This window comes from Providencia sp. PROV076, assembly GCF_028483405.1.
Taxonomy (GTDB): Bacteria; Pseudomonadota; Gammaproteobacteria; order Enterobacterales; family Enterobacteriaceae; genus Providencia; species Providencia huaxiensis.
Genome location: NZ_JAMPRR010000033.1, coordinates 1 through 15,573 on the forward strand (window position 1 = coordinate 1; position 15,573 = coordinate 15,573).

Genomic DNA, 15,573 nt, shown 5'->3' on the forward strand with positions numbered 1-15,573 from the left:
CTAAATGGCCTGCCAACATCGGTAACGTGGGATTTAGCGCCCGAAACACTGGTTTCTGATGCTGATAATGGCGGTATTTCTTCCACTATGATTTCAAACCTTGACCCGACTTACTCGATTGAAGGTGAGGTACGTCTTCATGACCGTTCTGATGAGTTTGGTATTCAGCAATTTATTAAATACGTTGTTGATGAGATTAAGGCTCGTCGTCAGCCTACAGTGTGGATGCGTTTGCACTGGGGTGATTACTATCACATTGGCTACATGAACGTTACTGGGCTAAGTGACGGTGGCGGGGTGAAAGAAATTGTAACTTACAGCTTAGAGTTAAAACTGGCTGATGGTACTACTTTCCAAGTTATCGAAGATGACAACGCTATCCCTGTGACGAATGTTGCGGTGACTCCTAAAACTGCATCAGTTGAAGTAGGAAAGACAACGCAATTATCGGCAACGGTGACACCTAGCAACGCAACTAATAAAGCGATTGTGTGGAAAAGCTCTGATGCAGGTAAGGCAACTGTTACACCAAATGGCCTTGTTACTGGTATCGTTGCTGGCAAGGTTACCATCACGGCAACTACCGCTGATGGTGGCCTGACAGATACGTCAGAAGTAACCGTAACGGCTCCGTAATATTACAAAGGGTACTTACGAGTGCCCTTGATAATACTAGGAGTATCTTATGACACCGAAAATAGAATATGGCGAGTTCGCTGTTCAAACACCTAATAACGAGTACATTTTTAGCCCGTCATTTAATGCAATGACGAATATCGGTAGCCCATCAGAAATAGTTGACACCTTCACGGTTTTATCTGGCTCTGTCGTTAGTGATGCCATTTCATTGTTGGCGGCATATTCGCTTAACGGTGGTTCAAATAGTAATTGGCTGTTGAAATATTTGAAAAAAAGTACATCTCGCAAATTGTTATCATCAGCAATGATAGTGATGCAAGCCTGTTGCAATAAGGACTGCGACGAATTAATAGGTCAGTGGCGTGCGGGTAAAAATGGCACAACATACCGTATGGGTAAAATGCCAATGTCTGACATTATCGTGCTAGCTAGAGAGTTGATGATCCATGGCGTAATTGGCAAGGTGAAAATCAGGAAGCTGCAACGCAATGAAAGTGATAAAGAATTCACTGATTCGTTTAATGCCGTTGAATATATCAATGCATCCCGCGTCCACTTTGAAATGAACCGTGACGAAGCCGAAAAGCTCACAATGTCAGAGTTTTTGATGATGCTTAAAGCTAAGTATCCAGATGAAAAAGGCTTCACTAAAGAAGAATATGACACTGCTGTTGATGATTATTTCGAGCGTAAAAAACGTCGAATTGCACAAGCAAAAGCGAACAAGGGGTAATTATGTATTTAAATATTATTTTGGCTAACCCATCTAGGCACAAGTGCAAGTTTAAAGATGAGATAATTCACGTTAAAAGTGTTGCTTATGTCGAGGAAATGAAAAGCCATGTGCCCGACAAGCCACCATTTAGAGATGTAATTTTCATTCATCCTATCGATAGAGATGATCGCTATGTTGGTGACTTTATCGAAATGCAGGAAGGCGACACATTCAGAGTCTATAGTGACAGTGGTGTCTTACTTAAAGAATATAAAAAGTAGCTTTGCGGCTACTTCTTACCGTCTTTTTCTTCGTACATCTTAACAAGTTGTTCATAAACAACTTTCTTAAACTCTTCGGCCTGCATAGCAGCCATATGCTCAGCGCTGCTTTTTGGTAACGCAGATGCAGAGTCAATCGCAGCTTGAAGTATCATTACTATTTCTGAATTTAATGAGCGTCCGTTTTGGGCTGCTCTAACAGTTAAACTATCTTTAAGCTCATCCGGTATTCTAACGCCGTATGGAGCAATATTTCTCATGCCTTTCATATTCACTCTCACTGTAAAGTTTCTACACAGTGTAGTGAATATTTTTTTGTCCAAACATTCTCACCAAGCGCGATAGTTAAATACACCGTGTAGTTGTTTGGTGGCATGTATTGGCATGTGGTTATATTTGTTTATATTATTCCAAGAAAACTTACATTTTTGACCTGTACAAACGATGCAACTAGAATATACTGTATATAAACACAGTTATATTTTGGTGCATCATGAAGCTAGAACTTATCGATTCCGAGTCAATTGTCAATATTCCACTTTTCCTAGACCGTGTGCCTGCGGGATTTCCATCACCTGCTGCTGATTACATGGAGGAACGAATAAACCTTAATAGTACGCTGATTAAGCATCCTGATAGCACGTACATGTTACGTGTCGAAGGTAATTCGATGATTGATGCAAACATTAACGACGGTGACGTTGTTATTGTCGATAGTGCGCTTTCAGCTAAAGACGGCGATATTGTGATTGCTAGCGTTGATGGTGAATTCACAGTAAAGAGACTCAAGTCTCATCCTCCGATGTTGATGCCGATGAATCCTGAGTATTCGCCTATTTTGATTGGTGATATGCAAGACCTTCAGATATTTGGGGTTGTAACCTACATTATTCACAAAGCTGTGTGAGTGTTGCTGCCTGCTTATACGACAAAGTTTGATGAGTTGCCAGTGGTTAAAGTGTAGATTGGTTATATAATTTTCAGATATGAAATACAGTGAAATAAGCATAAAGTGTGATATGGAGCATATGACCTGATGTTTTTATCATGTTAACATTTACAAAATTACAATATAACTTTTTATGTGCATTGACTGAGAACATAATGGAATTATATCAATTTAAAAATAACGACCAAATTGGTAGTTTAGATGCTGAGACTGACAATTTTCTATCAAGTTGTTTTTTAGAATCATCAGTTTATGACACTTTAAAAAGATTTGAAGCAAAAGATGCTGATTCAGTAAAGCGTATAATCGTTGGTAGAACTGGCTCCGGCAAAACTGCAATATTGAAAATGCTTGAAGAGGATGCTGATATAAAGAAATGTGCAAAAATAGAGGCTGAATCCACTGTGTTTGAGCATATAAATAATAATGTATTCATTTCTAAATTAGCATCATCAAATGTTGATTTGAGGGTTTTTTATAAGTCACTATGGATGCATGTGTTGCTTGTTAAAGTAATTGAGACTGTATATCCAAATGAACAGACATTTGTTGATAAAATATACTCATTAACTGCATCTAGAAAAAGAAGATATAACTTAGAGCTAGCAAGGGAATATATAGAAAATTATCAAGACAGTTTTTTTAACGATAAAATAGTTTCTGAAATAACTGATAAATTTCAAAATGAAGTTGGTGGCAGCTTAGGAAGCAAGGATACATTTTGGTCAGTAAACTTTAAAGCTAGTGAAGAGCAAGTAGAAAAAATACAGAGAGAAACAGCTAGGTATGTAAGTAGTAATCTTTTAAAAAAGCAAAGGGAATTAATTAATTTCATAACTGAAGATAGCTCTGACGAAACTCAAAGTAGAATAATAATCAGTATTGATGACTTGGATAAATCATGGCTTAGTAACAGCTCAATAAGATACGATTTCATTAACGCTTTGCTGGATGCATTTAAAGAATTAATTAATGTTAGGTCTGTTAAGATATTGATATCAATAAGAACAGATATATTAATGGGGATTTACAATACTAATTTAAGGCAGGAAGAAAAGGATAGATCTTTGATTGTCCCCATTGAATGGAGCAGAAGAGAACTCACTGAAATATTGGATAAAAGAATCAGTTATTTAGTAATGCACAAATATGCTACTAAGAAAGAGGTTAAGTTCTCAGATATATTTAATTTTGAAGTTAAGAATAAAAATGCATCGGATTATATTTTAGATAGAACGATGCTAAGGCCTAGAGATGCAATTGATTTTGTAAATTTTTGTTTAATGCAAGGCGATGGAAGAACTTCATTGAATGAAGATATGATAATTGAGGCTGAAGAAAGATATTATGCATCAAGAAAAGCGGCTTTAAATAAAGAGTGGATGAGTCAGTATAAAAATGTACTTAAGTATATTGATGCAATATCTATGGTTGCGTCCAATAAGTTTAAAATAGATGAATTGAATAGAGATGAAATTCAAAATTTTCTAATTGAAAGTTCATCAATTGATAGCGCAGACGATGAAAAAATAGCAACAGATATTAGATCACTGGTAAATGTCTGGTTTACAATTGGTATTGTTGGAATTGAAAAAACCAAAACACTTACGGTGTATTCAAGTTTTGATAAGCCAACTTTAGACATTACTGATTACAACAAAACATTTGTTATACATCCATTATTTTACAGGATTTAATAGTAAACCCACTCCGGTGGGTTTTTTATTGCCTGAATCTAGCCCATCCTTGGGCTGGGTGGTTATAGGCTATCCGCTTCCCTTGCTATTGAAAACATAAAATTTATAGCTAGAAGATATGCGCTATCAACGACCCCATATGCATCAGGAGTTATAGCATTTGCATGTCGGGATAGGGCTGTCTCCATATATTCAGCAAGTTCTGTACAATAGAACTCGCCTTCATGGTCAAGAATATGCAGACCCTTTATGAATTCACCATACTGTGTAAACATATTTCTGATAAAAACCTCGTTTGATGACCATGTAAAAAAATCATCCATTGATAAAGGTCTGTTTAGTTGCTCAAGTCTAGTTAGTTCTCTAGCTAGCCATTGGCATCCATCTCGAAGTAGCTCAGGGGTAAGTTTCATTTAAAATCCTTATCATTAAATTTGCTGATATTGATAATTATCTTTTGCTAAGTAATTGCTCTAGCATGGATTCTATTTTATCTAAGCGTTTATTTAGTTCGGTGTAGGTTGGCAATGTAGATTCACCCTGTGCAATTATATATTCGTCTAGACCTTCTGTGGTTACTGGAGTATAGAACCAATGGCGGTGGTCGCCATCTCTTAAATCATACTGATAGTGGATGGCCACAGCCAATACAGTAACGTCATCGCTTTTATTCACGGGGTTTTTATACATTGGATTCAAGTACTGATAAATCCAAGAATGATTTTCTCTAAGTGCCTGAACAAAAAATATGTCATTATCTCCTTTTTTGTTTATTAGCACTAAATCACCATGAGAAACTTCTCTATCAGGCTCGAATGTTACCAAAGACCCCTCAATGACATTAACTCCATAGGCTGATCTCATCCCGTCACCCTGAACCTCTATTGCAAATGCTGACTCGGAAGCCAGTAATGGGGCTGGAATTAGCCCAGATATACAATTTATGTACGATTCATCATGGGAATAAAGGAATTGATAGGCATCAGCTAGGGAAATCACTGGAATTTCAGTGACTGTTACGGTCTGTTTTACATTGCTAATGTTGGGAGATTTGCCCTCTCCAGTCATAAGCCATTGGTTTGTAGTACCAAGAGCAGCAGCAAGATTTGTTAGAACCTTTTCTCTTGGTTTAGCTTCATTTCCTTCGTAAGCAGCTATTTGTCGTGTGACAACTCCGACTTTTTTGGCTAATTCTGCCTGAGTCAATCCCAGCGAATTTCTGGCCATTGCGACACGTCTAGAAAAACCATCATTAAAATTCATAAATGCACACCTAAAAATCATTGACTCATTATGAATTTTGAGTATTATGATAATTCATCAATGAGTATATTAAATTCAAAAACACATAATGGAGTGAATAATGAAGCAAAAAACAGTTAAGAGCAAGCAGATTAGTTACCGCCTACGCCCTGAGGTGGCTGAATTTTTAGAAAATTACGCAGCGAGAACGCATCGTTCTATACAAGGCATGCTGGATACTATTATGGATAGAGTGATCGATAAGGAACAAAAAGGTGAAAGTATTATTCAGTAAAAGGCCTCATCCGCGCAAACAGTATGAGGCCAGTTGCCAAATAAACCCATCGAAAGGAATAAATGACATGAACATTGTAGCGAAAAACGAATTGACTTTCCAGAGCGTATCAATGGCTGTAGTTAATATTGGTGGTTCTGTCTGGTTGTCATCAAGCGATTTAGCAAAAGCACTTGGATATAAAAGCCAGAAATCAATTACCAATTTATACAATTCGAATGCTGACGAGTTTTCACCACAAATGACTCAGGTCATTGATTCAGTGACCTCAGGAAATTATAAGAAAAAACAAAGGGTTTTCTCTTTACGTGGTGCGCATCTAATCGCAATGTTTGCAAGAACATCAGTAGCAAAACTATTTAGAAAATGGGTGTTGGATATTCTAGATAAGGAGGTTGAAAAGGTTGAATTAGTTAAACCAGTAACACAAAGAGAAAAGGACGCGCATAACATTAATGCTTTAGCTAAACATTATGATGTTTTCTACAAAGCATGGAAAGAGAGTATTTATCCGATGCTGAGAAAGATGGAATCACCTTTAGCTGGTAATTTAGTGGATAGATTTCAAGATGGATATGCGTTTACGATGATTTTAAAACGAGAATTGAATGGACGATTATCAAATGGAGAAGTACCAAGACTGTTCTAAAACAGAAAAGCCAATAGCTGCAACTATTGGCCAATCCCAAACTAAACCAGAAGGAAAAGTTTTCATGAGTGAAATTAGATTAGCAAATAATAATTCGGTTGTCACGCAAAGTCGTTTTACAGTTCCTGAGATCTACTACCGTCAACAAAAGGTGATCACTACAGAATCACTGGCTATTGGTTATGGCGCGGATGCTAAAAGTATTCAGATGAATTTTACACGTAATCAGGAACGCTTCATTGAGGGCAAGCATTATTTCAAGTTGGAAGGCGATGAATTACAGAAGTTTAAGAGCTACCCCACAAATTGTGGGTTAGTTAATAAATTCACAAGACATGCCTACTTATGGACTGAGCGAGGGGCATCACGTCACGCTAAAATGCTGGAGACAGACCAAGCTTGGGATTACTTCGAACTACTGGAAGAAACCTATTTTACATCACGTAAAAATTCTGGCTTGCCTGTTAACTACATTGAGGCGTTGGAAAGTTTACTTCAATCAGAGAAAGAGAAAGCGGTAATTGCGGCTGAGCGTGACCATGCAGTAGAAACAAAGGCATGGATTGGACATAAACGTGAAGCTACAGCAATGGCTACGGCATCAAAGGCAGTGCGTGAAAAGAACGCTTTAGCAGCTAAGATTGGCGAAAGTAAAAAACATGCCACTGTTTTATCTGTAGAGAAGAAGCTAGATAAGAAATTTAAATGGCATCCATTGCGTAAATGGTGCTTAGAAAATAATGTCACGCCAATGGAAGTGCATGACGACAGGTACGGGTCAGTAAAATCATGGCCTGCCGAAGCTTGGAAAGCTGTTCATGATGTTAACTTAGCTAAGTTATTCTAGACCCACATAGCCCAAGGATGGGCTTGTAATCCAGATCACACATTACGCCTCTTGATTGAGGTTTTTTTCGTTTCCCTGATAACATCAATAAATCTTAAGTTAAATTTATGGTGATGGTATGGGGCGTGTTAGAAATATAATTTTCACATCAGTATCAGTAGCAATTTTGAGTTTATCTTTTTCTTTTCCTGCTTCGGCTAAAAACTGCAAAAAAGGAATACCTTGCGGTAATAGCTGTATATCAGCTAATAAGACTTGCCGTATAGGAACGGGATATTCATCAAGCTCAAGTAAATACAAGCCTAGTAACACATCAAGCTCATCAAACCTATATAGCAGTTCTAGCAATGACTCTGATAAGTATAAAAGTAATGCTTCAAAGGCATCTTCTTTAGCCATAGCTGGAGCTTCAACAACAGCAGCTGTAGCTTCATCATCTGACTCAGTCAAATACAGATGCACATATGCTAAAGCTTCAATAAAGAATGGTGTCATGGGAGAAATGAAAGACTTCTCGCTTGCTAATGTAGAGGTTAATGGGGATATCTTTAAAGCTAACAGGCCTGATAAAACAACAATAAAAAGCCCTGAAATGAAAAAGAAAAATGGTAACCTATATATTGAAACTAAAGGTAAAATGGCTTATGTGATGGCTGATACAAGAAATGAATTTGCAGTTTCGGATGGTGATAAACAAGTAACTGAGCAATGGGCCGAGTGCAGAAAGCAATAATTTGCTCCCAATTGCGGCACTAAGAAACTAGACTGATAAAAAACTGAGGTGAGGGTGGTATGGGTTTAAGAATCATTGGAATTTTTATTTTAGCAGTAAGTATTATATTGGGAATTTATGTTAAAGCCACTACAGGAGGTGGATACTTTGATAGATTTAGCCCCATTGAAAGTTCAATGTACATTTCTTTGGCTGCTATTGTTGCTTTAATGGGAGTTATTCTTATTGGATGTGGTTATATAGTTGAAGCAATAGATAGGAACGGCAGCAAATTAAGATACTTACTTAACTCGGATGAAGAAAGTAATTACCTAGAAGAACTTGCAGAGCAGAACGGCGTTAGGCGCGATGGCAAAGTGGACAAGACGAATCACGAAAAAATAAGAGAAATTCTCAAGCGGTAAGCAAAAGATTTTATGCATAGGCCCTGTCAAATTGACGGGGCTTTCTTTTTTCTAGAGGAAAATAATTATGTCAGAAAGCCAATCAGCAGGTGGTATCCACTACGATGTAAGCATGGATATTAAAGAGTTACTTGTCGGTGAGAAGCAAGTTAACAAAGTAATGGACAACGTAGAGAAAAGTACAGATAAAGCCACCGACTCCTTAAATAGACTAGATAAAACAGCATCTCAAGTGGCTACAGCTATGAAGATGCCAGAAATAAATAAGCTATCTCGTGACATGGCTCAATTGTCTGGAAAGATAGGGGCTAACTCAGCGGCAACTGATAAGGCCATGCAGTCGCATAATAGATTTACAGGAGTGCTGAGTACTGTATCTAGTCAATTAGGTGCTGGGTACGTTGGTAATGTAGGTAGTGCTACGGCATCATTAATCAATCACACTAAAGCCGCGATAGAGGCAACTCAGGCCGAGTTAGCAAATGCTGAAGCCAATAAGAAACAAGCTGAAACCTATCAGGCATCAGCGGCACAAATGGTATTAAATGCCAAAGAAGAAAAGGCGGCAGCACAATCGGCAATTGAAGCAGCTAAAGAAAAAGTAGCAGCAGCAGATAGCTTAACTGTTTCATTGGAAAAACAATATGGACAGTTACAGCAACAAGTTAAAATTCAAAGAGAATTATTAAAAGACGCCGAGGCAACATACCAGATAGCACCTAAAGCAGAAAACTATCAAGCCGTGGTTACTGCAAGAAACAAAATGATGGCCACAGAAAAGAAAATGCAAGCCATCGGAAATCAAATCGATAAAGAACAAGCAGCAGCTTCATTAGCCTTACAAAAAGCGAAGGAGTCTGAAATAGCTGCAAGTGCAAAAGTTACAGCAGCTACCGCATTAGAGCAAAAGGCAAAAGCAACATTAACCACAACGAATGAAGCTGTTGCAGCAGCTACGGCAAAGGCAACCGCAGCAACGCAAGCTCAGTCTATAGCTATGAACGGTCTTAATGGAGTAATGGCTTTACTGGGTGGGCCTACTGGCTTGTTATTGTTAGCCGCAGCAGGTGTATATGCTCTTTATGACGCAATGACCAATGATTCAGCAGTAAAAGAGTACAACGCTAAAATAGATGAGATGATTAAGAAGCTTGATACTCTCACCTCTAGGCAGGCTGAAGTTGTCGCATCAGAGTTACAGGCTAGGCTCGTTAAAAATAATCAAGAAATAAGCAAACTTAAAGATCAAATAGCAGAAACAAAAAGGATGCTTGATTTAGCTAGCTCTAGCTCTGCACCTGAAATGAAAGGAGCTGTTGAGGCAGGTCAGGCAATACTAAGAAAGCTTGAGACAAACCTAAATAGCGCCATGGAAGCCCAAATAAGAATGAATGGCGAGCTAAAAAGGGCAGAAAAAGCAACAAAAGAAAACACCAATGTAGATAATGAAAGATCAGCAGCCCTTGAAGTATTTAACAGTGTCGCTAAAGGTGCGGTAAGTTCAAATGCGTTGCTAGCAAAAACGATTGAGTTAGGTTCTCCGGCCGCTGCATCTATGGCAATAGAGCTATCGCTATTAGAAAAACAACTGCTAGATTCAGGAGTTAGTGCTGAAGAGGCAGAACGACAGGTATTGAACTTCCGAAATATATTAGAAGCTAATAAATCAATGGACTTTGAATTAATGCTTCAGGGGATTGAGGAAAATGTCCAAGCTTTAAAAATAGAGATGGAAGAAGGTAAGGACGCAGCAATTGAATATCTTGCGACCGTACAAATGGCTAAGGCTGGCATTAGCGACGATGGCATGCTTGACCGACTTATTTCTGGACTAAGAGAGCAAAGAGATCTCCAAAAACAGATATCGGACAGAGGTAAGAAAGGCAGCGGTGGGGGCAAGAAGGATAAAGCGGCTGAAGAAATCAAGCGCCAACAAACTGAACTAGCATCATTACAAAAACGCTTTGACCTATTAAGTTCTGGTGTTGGTGATGTAAATAAAGAAATGGCTGTATTTGAAGCCGTTCAGAAGCTTGGTGAAAAAGCGACTCAAGGTCAGAAAGATGCTGTAGCAAAGGAAGCTGCTGAAATATACGACCTGACCCAAAAGGTTAATGATTTTACTAGAGCGCAAGAAGCTACTCCAGAATTAAAGCTGGCCCGTGAATTCGGAGAAGAAGCTAAAACTATTCGCCGCATGTTTGATGAAGGATTCATCGATAAAGAAACTTTTACGCGATTAGGCCGAGAGGCAACTCAGGCATTCGAGCAAGGCATGACTGATATTAAGGTCGATGCATCAGTAAACATCACGGCAGAAAACCGCGCCAAGTTTGACCCTATCCAAGCGTTAGCCAATGAAAACGCGCGTAAGCTCACAATGATGAAAGAGTATTACGACCAAGAGCAAAAGCTTCTCAGCGATTCATACGCCAAGCAGCAAATTACCCATGAGCAATTTACAGTAGCTAAGCAAGCTACAGATATGCAATATCACATGCTACTCACAGCAATGGATAAACAATATCAGGAGCAGCAAACAGCGGCACAATGGGAACTAATGCGTAATCAGTCACTGAGTTATGAAATGATGGCTTCAGCGGTTGATTCCTTCGCTGGCAATGCCTCAAACGTTATTACTGGATTAATGACGGGTACTATGTCGGCGGCTGATGCTATGCGCTCACTGGGTAACACCATGCTAAACAGTGTCGTTAACTCGCTTGTTCAAGTTGGAGTTGAGATGCTGAAGAACTTCATTATTGGTCAAACCATGGGGAGCGCTGCCGCTGCTGCTTCCGCTGGTCAAGCTGCACTGGTTGCTACAGCTTGGGCTCCTGCTGCTGCATTGTCATCACTAGCAACATTGGGCGCAAATGCTGCCGCGGCTAACACAGCTATCGCTGGAACTGTCGGTATGGCAAAAGGCTTAGCTGTTGCAGGTGCGAGATACAACGGTGGGCCAGTAAATGCAGGTGAAATGTACCGAGTTGGCGAGCATGGAAAGCCTGAGATATATCGCGCAAGCTCAGGTAAGCAATACATGATACCGGGTGACAATGGGCGAGTTATATCGAATAAGGATATGCAGGGGGGAGGCGGTGGACAGATTACCTTCAACATAATCAATCAAGGAACGCCGCAACAAGTTACTGGGTATAGTGAGTCACAAGGCTCTGACGGAAGCAGAATAATTGAAGTGATGACTGCTGATATACAAAACGGGGGAACATTTAGTCAAATGTTATCCGCTTATCACAACGCACCTAGGAAAGCTTTAGGCGGCTACTAATGGAAATAATCGACTACCCTGAATGGTTCCCGTTACCACAAAAAGCGGATAAGAATATGACGTTTGATACTGGGTTTCGAACAGATCAGCCTCAAGTTGGAGCGCCGATATTCCAGAAGCTAACGGATGACATTAAAACGGTTTGGAATGTTAAGTGGATATTCCAGTTAGGAGAGGAAAGGGCTTTTCAGCAATGGTTGAGAAGCCCTAATTATTTGGACAACTGCACTAAGTGGTTCAGGATACCAATTAATCTTGGTGGCTCTGGACTGCAACCGCAGGAACTTCATTTTGTGAGCTATCCTGTTCAAACGTCGATTAATGGCAGCGTAGTAACTTGGACGGGATCGGTTATCTGCCGCAAGCCATTTAATGAAGATGACGAGTTTGGCGATTTAATCGTTGAGATACCGCCAAGAGATTGGGGCTTGCTCGATATTGTCGTCACAGAGCGCCTACCTAAATGCAAGGGGGGAGAATGAAGTTAAGAGAGTACAGAGCGCAACGACCGATGCGCACATTCTACGAAACAATTCAATTCTCCCACGATTCATTCGGAAACATTCATTTAGTTAGCCTGCAGATAGAGTCTAAAGTATTGGGCGGCGTTGAGTATCAACCGTGCAACTTTGAACTAGCTGAAAGCCAGCAGAGCAAAACGCCGATTATCGATGCTTCGGTTAAGTTCAGCCGAGTCGCACAGGACTTTAAGCAGCAACTCAAACTATGGCGCTCAAACACTCGAATGAAGCCAATTATCGCAACATTTAGATTGTTTGACTCGGCTGATAAAGATAATCCGATAAGCGAGTGGTCGCTGTACGTGAAGGACTGTTCACTCGATGCGGAATCGGTCACTGTCACGCTGTCGATGAACAATCCGCTGAATAAGAACGTTGGGCGCATTTACACGATGGAAGAATTCACAGGTTTGGAGACTGTTTAATGACGAGAAATGAATTCATAAACAAGATGATAGGCAAGCCGTGGAAGAATCGGGCGTGCACTTTGAATGAGTGTGATTGCTGGGCGCTGGTTGTACTTTATTATAGGTACGTACTAGGTACGGAAATTCATCATGATGCTGGCTACGAATCGGACCATGATTTTGTAACTTGCTATGAGAATGAAGTCGAATTCTGGCAGCGCACCGAGAATCCAGTAGATGACGGGATATTTATTGGCTATCGCGGCTCTCAGCCAGCTCACATCGGCTTAATCATCGATGGTAATGCATTTCATAGCCGAGGTGAGAATGGGGCTGTAAGAATGGATAGGCTCATTGTGCTTGAGAAGAAATTCACTAAATTGGAGTTTATGAAATATGCCGATAGTTGAAATTCAACGAATAGCGGGAACACCTAAAGAAAGAGTCGATTTAAAAGTCGGCTCTTTTTTTTATAGCGATTTTCTAGTGCATCGAGAGGATTTATCAAGGGATGTACTGGTAACAGTGAACGGTGTAGAGCTTGGCCTGGATGACGAATTAGATTTCGAGATAACACCGACGCACGTTATTCAAGTGTTCGACCAACCGAAGAGCGTTATTGGCGATATCCTGAATCCAGTGTTTAATCTTGTCACGAAAGTATTCTCGTTTCTTGCACCGAAAACACCGTCATTTTCTGCGGCTGAGTCGAATGTTAAAGACAGTCCGAATAACCGCCTCACAGGGCAAACAAACGTTGCTCGAGCATATCAAGCAAGACCAGAAATACACGGTCAAGTAAGGGCGTTTCCTGACCTCATTCAGCAATCGATGTTTGAGTACAACAACAACCTTAAGACTGTTACCGAGTGGCTAAACATCGGCATTGGCGAATATAAAACAGAAAGCATCCGATTCGCCGAATCTGATTTCACTGCGATGGCAGGTGCGAGCTACAAGATATACAAGCCTAAAGAAGTTATCCCGCTGATTAACGAAGGCTTTGAGTTCCCTGATATCGACGGACAGGAATTGCCGGGCCCCAATGAAAGTAAAGATATCCCGCAGCAAACAGCAACAGCAAACGAGGTTGTGTCTGGTGAGATAAAGGGCGGTGAAGCAGCGATAAAAATCGTTAAGCAAGATGAGTTTGAGTACTTCTATGAGCTCACAAAGCCGCGTTCTATCTCAATGACAGTGAATGTTAGTTACGACACGCCACAGGGTTCTGTCACTAAAGATGTAAAAATCGACGCGCAACTCATTGATGCAAAAGAGAGTGATGATGGGGCGCTGATTGGCAAAATATATTATTACGAGTTCTTTTTTACGAATCTAAGCGGGACAGATTTAGCTCAACTTCCACCAAACGCAGTAGTGAACACAACGAAATTTATTCTGTATGACAATCAGTTTTTAACAGTTGGTCCGTTCTTCTCTCCTGTGGATGGCAATCAGTTGTGGGTACATACTCAAGGGCAACTGGACGGTGGAAGCACTGCCAATGCGCGGATAGATTACTGGAAAGTTGATGTTAATAATGAAGAGGTGGTTGGAACTAGGAAGAGTAAAGACATATCAATACATGCAAACAATGGAGCGAGAAACTACTACAGAACAGACAAAATAGACTTAGTTGATGGATATAGTCGCTATGCGGTTCAGTTAACTCGCGTAAATAACAGTAGCGACAGAAGTATAATGAAAGTCGAAAATGCCCACATTGTTCGAGTTCGTGAGAATGTCGTTTTTGAGAATGACACGATTGTTAATGTGTCTGTGAGGGCAACGGAAGCGCCAACAGGAGCGAGAGCGCGCAAATATAACTTATTGGCCACGCGCATGGTTATTTCGTATGACCGAGTATCAAAGAAAGTTGATTATACGCTCAGGCCATCACGTAGTTTTGCTGATGCTGTTTTACACACTTGGCTAATTACCGCAGGAGAGAGTGAGAAGAATATAGACATTGACGGCCTGTATCGAATTTACGATAGCTTGCCAGATGAGCGCTTAGGATATTTCGATTACACATTCGACGACGAAGATATTTCCCTTGGCCAACGCATCGAAACTATCTGTAATTCTGCACGAGTAACAGCTTATTACGATAATGCGGTCCTTACATTCTCGCGGGAACAGTCCAGCGAATTTCCGATGACTACTTTCAATCGCTCAAACATCACAGGTAACGACATGAAGATATCGTATGACATGTCGATGCCGAGTGGGTATGACGGAATTGAATTGGAGTACGTCGAACCAGTTCGCAACAAGAAAGACTACATCCGCTTTCGAGTTGATGAGAACGGAATCACTGAAGGGTTATCACGCACGGCGAATAAGATAGTTTTACAAGGCTGTAGGAATCGCTATCAAGCAATGGACAGGGCGCTACTCGAAGCTAATCGACTTATTCACCAGCGAACAAGTATCAGCCTGACAACCCTTGCCGACGGCGGGAATGTGTACCCGTCAGACATGGTTTTGATAGCAGATACCTACGACTCAAACCAGCAAGCAGGATATATCACTGAACGAAAAGGAGAGGTATTCACAACTAGTGAGAAAATCAAATTTAATGAGGAAATGTGGGTATATCTCACTGATTCGATAGGTTACACAACGCAGAAATTTAAAGCAGAGCCTAGGCCAGATACTGAGTTCGGCTTTATCGCAAGCGTGCCAGAAGATATCGAGCTCAATTTCTATGATGGGTACCAGAAACAATCCCCTTCTAGATATGTGATAGCAACATCAGTTGAACTCGAAAGCATCAAATGGGTAATAACCGATAAGCGCCCACTCGGCGGTGAACGCTACACAATAACAGCAACCGAATATTTCGACGCAAAACCAGACTATAACGCATAACAGCAATCATTAACCAACAAGCCAGCCT

Annotated in this window: 19 protein-coding genes; 15 read left to right on the top strand and 4 right to left on the bottom strand. The window is 40.3% G+C overall.

Features of this window, described 5'->3' with window-relative positions; genetic code table 11:
* The 3 genes from PSF67_RS18460 to PSF67_RS18470 all read left to right on the top strand — a co-directional run.
* Nucleotides 1–636, top strand: a 636-nt coding sequence (locus PSF67_RS18460) for an Ig-like domain-containing protein (protein ID WP_272677432.1), incomplete at its 5' end; no start/stop codon positions are given.
* 49 nt (nucleotides 637–685) lie between these two features.
* On the top strand, nucleotides 686–1,372 hold the full coding sequence (locus tag PSF67_RS18465) for a DUF6246 family protein (RefSeq protein WP_272677433.1): 687 nt from the start codon (nucleotides 686–688) through the stop codon (nucleotides 1,370–1,372).
* A gap of 2 nt (nucleotides 1,373–1,374) precedes the next feature.
* Nucleotides 1,375–1,635 carry a hypothetical protein gene (locus PSF67_RS18470; RefSeq protein ID WP_166685867.1) on the top strand — a complete coding sequence of 87 codons (261 nt, stop codon included), beginning with the start codon at nucleotides 1,375–1,377 and terminating at the stop codon, nucleotides 1,633–1,635.
* An 8-nt stretch (nucleotides 1,636–1,643) separates the two neighbouring features.
* Here the strand turns inward: PSF67_RS18470 and PSF67_RS18475 are convergent, their stop codons facing one another.
* Nucleotides 1,644–1,904 (bottom strand): Arc family DNA-binding protein, encoded by a 261-nt coding sequence (locus PSF67_RS18475; protein WP_110732289.1) that lies wholly within the window; start codon nucleotides 1,902–1,904, stop codon nucleotides 1,644–1,646.
* Nucleotides 1,905–2,128: 224 nt separating this feature from the next.
* On the opposite strand from PSF67_RS18475, the gene umuD reads away from it, so the two are divergent.
* Nucleotides 2,129–2,542, top strand: coding sequence for a translesion error-prone DNA polymerase V autoproteolytic subunit (umuD, locus tag PSF67_RS18480; RefSeq protein WP_166685866.1), 414 nt, complete (start codon nucleotides 2,129–2,131; stop codon nucleotides 2,540–2,542).
* 140 nt (nucleotides 2,543–2,682) lie between these two features.
* Nucleotides 2,683–4,281 carry a P-loop ATPase, Sll1717 family gene (locus tag PSF67_RS18485; RefSeq protein WP_272677434.1) on the top strand — a complete coding sequence of 533 codons (1,599 nt, stop codon included), beginning with the start codon at nucleotides 2,683–2,685 and terminating at the stop codon, nucleotides 4,279–4,281.
* Between the two features lie 62 nt (nucleotides 4,282–4,343).
* On the opposite strand, the gene PSF67_RS18490 is transcribed toward PSF67_RS18485, so the two are convergent.
* Together PSF67_RS18490 and PSF67_RS18495 are read right to left on the bottom strand one after the other, a co-directional pair.
* Nucleotides 4,344–4,694, bottom strand: a complete 351-nt coding sequence (locus tag PSF67_RS18490; RefSeq protein ID WP_272523927.1) for a hypothetical protein — start codon at nucleotides 4,692–4,694, stop codon at nucleotides 4,344–4,346.
* Nucleotides 4,695–4,731: 37 nt separating this feature from the next.
* A complete protein-coding gene (locus PSF67_RS18495) occupies nucleotides 4,732–5,544 on the bottom strand; it encodes a LexA family protein (RefSeq protein ID WP_166685863.1) in 813 nt (270 codons plus the stop codon).
* A 100-nt stretch (nucleotides 5,545–5,644) separates the two neighbouring features.
* Here PSF67_RS18495 and PSF67_RS18500 point away from each other — a divergent pair, with 100 nt between their 5' ends.
* The 3 genes from PSF67_RS18500 (at nucleotide 5,645) to PSF67_RS18510 (ending at nucleotide 7,314) form a co-directional block, all read left to right on the top strand.
* Nucleotides 5,645–5,818 carry a hypothetical protein gene (locus tag PSF67_RS18500; RefSeq protein WP_166685862.1) on the top strand — a complete coding sequence of 58 codons (174 nt, stop codon included), beginning with the start codon at nucleotides 5,645–5,647 and terminating at the stop codon, nucleotides 5,816–5,818.
* Nucleotides 5,819–5,885: 67 nt separating this feature from the next.
* Nucleotides 5,886–6,467: a BRO-N domain-containing protein gene (locus PSF67_RS18505; protein ID WP_166685861.1), complete on the top strand. Its 582-nt coding sequence runs from the start codon at nucleotides 5,886–5,888 to the stop codon at nucleotides 6,465–6,467.
* Nucleotides 6,427–7,314 carry an ORF6N domain-containing protein gene (locus PSF67_RS18510; RefSeq protein WP_240705008.1) on the top strand — a complete coding sequence of 296 codons (888 nt, stop codon included), beginning with the start codon at nucleotides 6,427–6,429 and terminating at the stop codon, nucleotides 7,312–7,314. Before PSF67_RS18505 ends, PSF67_RS18510 begins: the two co-directional genes overlap by 41 nt.
* 105 nt (nucleotides 7,315–7,419) lie before the next feature.
* Here the strand turns inward: PSF67_RS18510 and PSF67_RS18515 are convergent, their stop codons facing one another.
* Nucleotides 7,420–7,809: a hypothetical protein gene (locus tag PSF67_RS18515; protein ID WP_165119746.1), complete on the bottom strand. Its 390-nt coding sequence runs from the start codon at nucleotides 7,807–7,809 to the stop codon at nucleotides 7,420–7,422.
* Here PSF67_RS18515 and PSF67_RS18520 point away from each other — a divergent pair.
* From PSF67_RS18520 to PSF67_RS18550, 7 genes are all read left to right on the top strand, one after another.
* On the top strand, nucleotides 7,808–8,047 hold the full coding sequence (locus PSF67_RS18520) for a hypothetical protein (protein ID WP_165119744.1): 240 nt from the start codon (nucleotides 7,808–7,810) through the stop codon (nucleotides 8,045–8,047). The two genes, PSF67_RS18515 and PSF67_RS18520, sit on opposite strands and share 2 nt — an antisense overlap.
* Nucleotides 8,048–8,106: 59 nt before the next feature.
* Nucleotides 8,107–8,451, top strand: a complete 345-nt coding sequence (locus tag PSF67_RS18525; RefSeq protein ID WP_137019150.1) for a hypothetical protein — start codon at nucleotides 8,107–8,109, stop codon at nucleotides 8,449–8,451.
* A gap of 67 nt (nucleotides 8,452–8,518) precedes the next feature.
* On the top strand, nucleotides 8,519–11,743 hold the full coding sequence (locus PSF67_RS18530) for a hypothetical protein (protein WP_272677435.1): 3,225 nt from the start codon (nucleotides 8,519–8,521) through the stop codon (nucleotides 11,741–11,743).
* Nucleotides 11,743–12,225: a hypothetical protein gene (locus tag PSF67_RS18535; protein WP_272677436.1), complete on the top strand. Its 483-nt coding sequence runs from the start codon at nucleotides 11,743–11,745 to the stop codon at nucleotides 12,223–12,225. The genes PSF67_RS18530 and PSF67_RS18535 overlap by 1 nt, the downstream gene beginning before the upstream one ends.
* On the top strand, nucleotides 12,222–12,689 hold the full coding sequence (locus PSF67_RS18540; protein WP_272670707.1) for a DUF1833 family protein: 468 nt from the start codon (nucleotides 12,222–12,224) through the stop codon (nucleotides 12,687–12,689). The genes PSF67_RS18535 and PSF67_RS18540 overlap by 4 nt, the downstream gene beginning before the upstream one ends.
* A complete protein-coding gene (locus PSF67_RS18545; protein ID WP_272677437.1) occupies nucleotides 12,689–13,081 on the top strand; it encodes an NlpC/P60 family protein in 393 nt (130 codons plus the stop codon). The genes PSF67_RS18540 and PSF67_RS18545 overlap by 1 nt, the downstream gene beginning before the upstream one ends.
* Nucleotides 13,068–15,545: a host specificity factor TipJ family phage tail protein gene (locus PSF67_RS18550; RefSeq protein WP_272677438.1), complete on the top strand. Its 2,478-nt coding sequence runs from the start codon at nucleotides 13,068–13,070 to the stop codon at nucleotides 15,543–15,545. The genes PSF67_RS18545 and PSF67_RS18550 overlap by 14 nt, the downstream gene beginning before the upstream one ends.
* Nucleotides 15,546–15,573 lie beyond the last annotated feature (28 nt).

What these genes read in the sequence shown, in the direction of transcription:
- PSF67_RS18490 (WP_272523927.1), bottom strand. Translation starts at nt 4,694, where the DNA reads ATGAAACTTACCCCTGAGCTACTTCGAGATGGATGCCAATGGCTAGCT.
- PSF67_RS18465 (WP_272677433.1), top strand. Translation starts at nt 686, where the DNA reads ATGACACCGAAAATAGAATATGGCGAGTTCGCTGTTCAAACACCTAAT.
- umuD (WP_166685866.1), top strand. Translation starts at nt 2,129, where the DNA reads ATGAAGCTAGAACTTATCGATTCCGAGTCAATTGTCAATATTCCACTT.
- PSF67_RS18525 (WP_137019150.1), top strand. Translation starts at nt 8,107, where the DNA reads ATGGGTTTAAGAATCATTGGAATTTTTATTTTAGCAGTAAGTATTATA.
- PSF67_RS18505 (WP_166685861.1), top strand. Translation starts at nt 5,886, where the DNA reads ATGAACATTGTAGCGAAAAACGAATTGACTTTCCAGAGCGTATCAATG.
- PSF67_RS18515 (WP_165119746.1), bottom strand. Translation starts at nt 7,809, where the DNA reads ATGACACCATTCTTTATTGAAGCTTTAGCATATGTGCATCTGTATTTG.
- PSF67_RS18470 (WP_166685867.1), top strand. Translation starts at nt 1,375, where the DNA reads ATGTATTTAAATATTATTTTGGCTAACCCATCTAGGCACAAGTGCAAG.
- PSF67_RS18520 (WP_165119744.1), top strand. Translation starts at nt 7,808, where the DNA reads ATGGGAGAAATGAAAGACTTCTCGCTTGCTAATGTAGAGGTTAATGGG.
- PSF67_RS18545 (WP_272677437.1), top strand. Translation starts at nt 12,689, where the DNA reads ATGACGAGAAATGAATTCATAAACAAGATGATAGGCAAGCCGTGGAAG.
- PSF67_RS18475 (WP_110732289.1), bottom strand. Translation starts at nt 1,904, where the DNA reads ATGAAAGGCATGAGAAATATTGCTCCATACGGCGTTAGAATACCGGAT.
- PSF67_RS18540 (WP_272670707.1), top strand. Translation starts at nt 12,222, where the DNA reads ATGAAGTTAAGAGAGTACAGAGCGCAACGACCGATGCGCACATTCTAC.
- PSF67_RS18495 (WP_166685863.1), bottom strand. Translation starts at nt 5,544, where the DNA reads ATGAATTTTAATGATGGTTTTTCTAGACGTGTCGCAATGGCCAGAAAT.
- PSF67_RS18500 (WP_166685862.1), top strand. Translation starts at nt 5,645, where the DNA reads ATGAAGCAAAAAACAGTTAAGAGCAAGCAGATTAGTTACCGCCTACGC.
- PSF67_RS18550 (WP_272677438.1), top strand. Translation starts at nt 13,068, where the DNA reads ATGCCGATAGTTGAAATTCAACGAATAGCGGGAACACCTAAAGAAAGA.
- PSF67_RS18535 (WP_272677436.1), top strand. Translation starts at nt 11,743, where the DNA reads ATGGAAATAATCGACTACCCTGAATGGTTCCCGTTACCACAAAAAGCG.
- PSF67_RS18485 (WP_272677434.1), top strand. Translation starts at nt 2,683, where the DNA reads ATGTTAACATTTACAAAATTACAATATAACTTTTTATGTGCATTGACT.
- PSF67_RS18510 (WP_240705008.1), top strand. Translation starts at nt 6,427, where the DNA reads ATGGACGATTATCAAATGGAGAAGTACCAAGACTGTTCTAAAACAGAA.
- PSF67_RS18530 (WP_272677435.1), top strand. Translation starts at nt 8,519, where the DNA reads ATGTCAGAAAGCCAATCAGCAGGTGGTATCCACTACGATGTAAGCATG.